Below are 2841 nucleotides of genomic sequence, written 5' to 3'. Positions count from 1 at the left end.
TCGAAGTACTGCTTAGCTGGCTGGCTCCTCAAGGATATAATCCGGTCGCCAGTCTGATTCAGGCAATAAATGCCCCTTTGCTGGATCCAGTACGTAAAAGAATGCCGTTAATGGGTGGCATTGATTTATCGCCATTAGTCGTCATATTAGGGCTGCAGGTTCTGTCGATGCTGGTGATGCCTTTACTGCTCGGTTCAGCGTACCCCCAGTATTAATTTTATAGGACACAGTACATTATGTCGGACTCCCTGCCAGCTGACTCAGTCGGATTGGTAACACCTTCACATTTGCATATTGATACGCCGCTGGCGCTGGATTGTGGGCGGATGCTGCCACAGTTCGATTTGATTTATGAAACCTACGGCACATTAAATGCCGATAAGAGCAACGCTGTTCTTATCTGCCACGCTTTGTCTGGCGATCATCATGCTGCAGGGTTTAATTCTCTGGAAGAACGTAAACCCGGCTGGTGGGATACGGCGATAGGTCCAGGAAAAGCCATTGATACCAATCATTTTTTTGTCGTTTGTCCGAATAATCTTGGCGGTTGTAAAGGTTCCACAGGTCCTAATACTATTAATCCTGAAACCGGCAAATTATATGGTCCGGACTTTCCCATTGTGACGGTAGCTGACTGGGTAAAAAGTCAGGCGATCCTGGCAGACTCATTAGGTATTCATAAATGGGCTGCGGTGGTGGGCGGAAGTCTGGGTGGTATGCAAGCCCTGGATTGGGCAATTACGTTGCCCGAGAGGGTCGGTCATGCACTGGTCATCGCCGCAGCGCCAAAGTTATCTGCACAGAATATTGCGTTTAATGAAGTGGCCCGAACTGCCATTAAGTCTGATCCTGAATTTCATGAGGGCCGCTATCAGGAATTCGATACTGTTCCACGACAGGGGCTGGGACTGGCCAGAATGTTGGGCCATATCACCTATCTTTCCGATGAAGCCATGGGCGAAAAATTCGGTCGTGAACTGCGCAGTGGCAAAATTCAGTATGGCTATGATGTTGAGTTCCAGATCGAGAGTTATTTACGTTATCAAAGCTCCAGCTTTGTAGAACGCTTTGATGCCAATACTTATTTATTAATGACCAAAGCACTGGATTATTTTGATCCGGCCAAGGAGTTTGATGACGATCTGACTCAAGCAGTCAAAGCCATTCAGGCCAAATCGTTGATTATTTCGTTTACCAGTGATTGGCGGTTTTCACCTTTACGCTCTCTGGAAATTGTTGATGCCCTGCTCAGTGCTGGCAAGTCAGTAAGTTATGCCGAAATTGAAGCCACGCAGGGTCATGATGCTTTTTTAATGCCGATCCCCCGCTATATGGAAATCTTTGCCAGCTATATGCAGCAAGTTGCAAAAGAGGTGAATAGCTGATGACTTTACGGGTTGATTTACAAATTATCAGTGACTGGATCCCAGACAATGCCCACGTGCTCGATCTGGGTTGCGGCAATGGATCTTTGTTAAAACATCTGCAGCAACGCAATGTTACCGGTTATGGGCTGGAAATAGATAACAGCAAATTTTCCGAATGTATTGCCGGTGGTGTCAACGTTATACAAGCAGACTTGGATGAAGGTCTCAGTCAGTTCGGTGATCAGAGCTTTGATTTTGTTATTTTGTCACAAACCCTTCAGGCCGTTAAACGTCCCGACTTTTTACTGAGAGAAATCATGCGGGTTGGCAAGCAGGGAATTATCGGTTTTCCTAATTTCGGACATTGGCAATGCCGTTTTCAACTAGGGTTACGAGGTAAAATGCCGGTATCCAAAAACCTGCCAAATGCCTGGTTTGATACACCCAATATTCATTTATGTACGTTGAAAGATTTTGAAAAGCTCTGTGACCAATATGGTTTTAGTGTGGTGAGCCGCAGTGTCGTTAATCACGAACATAAAGATACGCTTGGTATTCGCTTATTACCTAACCTGTTCGGCCAGATAGCTGTTTATTTGATTCATAACGGAAACTCATGAAAGATTATCAACGCGACTTTATCGAATTCGCCTTAGCAACCGGCGTTTTACGCTTTGGTGAATTTACCCTCAAATCCGGACGCATCAGTCCTTATTTTTTTAACAGTGGTTTGTTTAACAGCGGTGCCACACTGGCCCGGCTGGGACGTTTTTACGCACAGGCGATAACCGAATCCGCGCTTGATTTTGATGTGTTGTTTGGCCCAGCCTATAAAGGTATTCCGTTAGCATCCACTGCAGTTATCGCACTGGCCGATCAGCATGATCGCGATGTACCTTATGTATTTAACCGCAAAGAGAAAAAAGATCATGGTGAAGGCGGACAGCTGGTCGGCGCCGCTCTTAACGGTAAGGTACTAATAATTGATGATGTAATTTCCGCCGGGACCTCCGTAGGAGAATCTGTCGATATCATTCGCGCAGCAGGCGCTGAACCAGCAGGTGTCATTATTGCACTCGATCGTCAGGAACGTGGTCAGGGCGAATTATCCGCTATTCAACAGGTAGAGCAAACGCATAAGATCCCCGTCGTCAGTATTATCTGTCTCAATGACTTACTCAGCTATCTGCAGGATCATCCCGACTTGCAACGACATTTAGCTGCGGTAAAAGCCTATCGGGAACGATATGGGGTCTAGGGTCTGTTGATCTTTCATAGCCGCCTCTGTTGTGACTGAAAATGCACCAATCAAGGCGCGAGGAATGCAGTTTGTGAGATACATCCATGTATCTCACCCCTAAGGGGCTTACGCTCAAAAACGTTCCTGACGTTTTTGTAGTTGTTCTAAATAAATAACGAGTAACGCTGAGTGGTGCATTTTCAGCCACAACCCGAAGGGCTGGGACTATTTTTG

Annotated in this window: 4 protein-coding genes; all 4 read left to right on the top strand. The window is 46.2% G+C overall.

Annotation, left to right across the window (positions count from 1 at the left end; translation table 11 throughout):
- Positions 1–215: YggT family protein (locus B3182_RS08505; RefSeq protein ID WP_292752349.1), on the top strand; the 215-nt coding region annotated here is incomplete at its 5' end.
- 21 nt (positions 216–236) lie between these two features.
- Complete coding sequence (metX, locus tag B3182_RS08500; RefSeq protein WP_292356529.1) at positions 237–1385, top strand: homoserine O-succinyltransferase MetX; 1149 nt, start codon at positions 237–239, stop codon at positions 1383–1385.
- Complete coding sequence (gene metW / locus B3182_RS08495) at positions 1385–1987, top strand: methionine biosynthesis protein MetW (protein WP_292356531.1); 603 nt, start codon at positions 1385–1387, stop codon at positions 1985–1987. The genes metX and metW overlap by 1 nt, the downstream gene beginning before the upstream one ends.
- The gene (gene pyrE / locus B3182_RS08490; protein ID WP_292356533.1) at positions 1984–2625 is read left to right on the top strand and encodes an orotate phosphoribosyltransferase; all 642 of its coding nucleotides are present in this window, start codon (positions 1984–1986) and stop codon (positions 2623–2625) included. The genes metW and pyrE overlap by 4 nt, the downstream gene beginning before the upstream one ends.
- The last annotated feature ends 216 nt before the right edge of the window (positions 2626–2841 follow it).

The organism is Methylophaga sp. UBA4204, assembly GCF_002379485.1.
Lineage (GTDB): Bacteria > Pseudomonadota > Gammaproteobacteria > Nitrosococcales > Methylophagaceae > Methylophaga.
Note: the sequence above shows the minus strand (reverse complement) of the source record. Positions and strands in the feature narration are given on the sequence as shown.

Excerpts from the sequence above, each read along its gene's own strand:
- metX (WP_292356529.1), top strand. The coding sequence starts at position 237 with ATGTCGGACTCCCTGCCAGCTGACTCAGTCGGATTGGTAACACCTTCA.
- metW (WP_292356531.1), top strand. The coding sequence starts at position 1,385 with ATGACTTTACGGGTTGATTTACAAATTATCAGTGACTGGATCCCAGAC.
- pyrE (WP_292356533.1), top strand. The coding sequence starts at position 1,984 with ATGAAAGATTATCAACGCGACTTTATCGAATTCGCCTTAGCAACCGGC.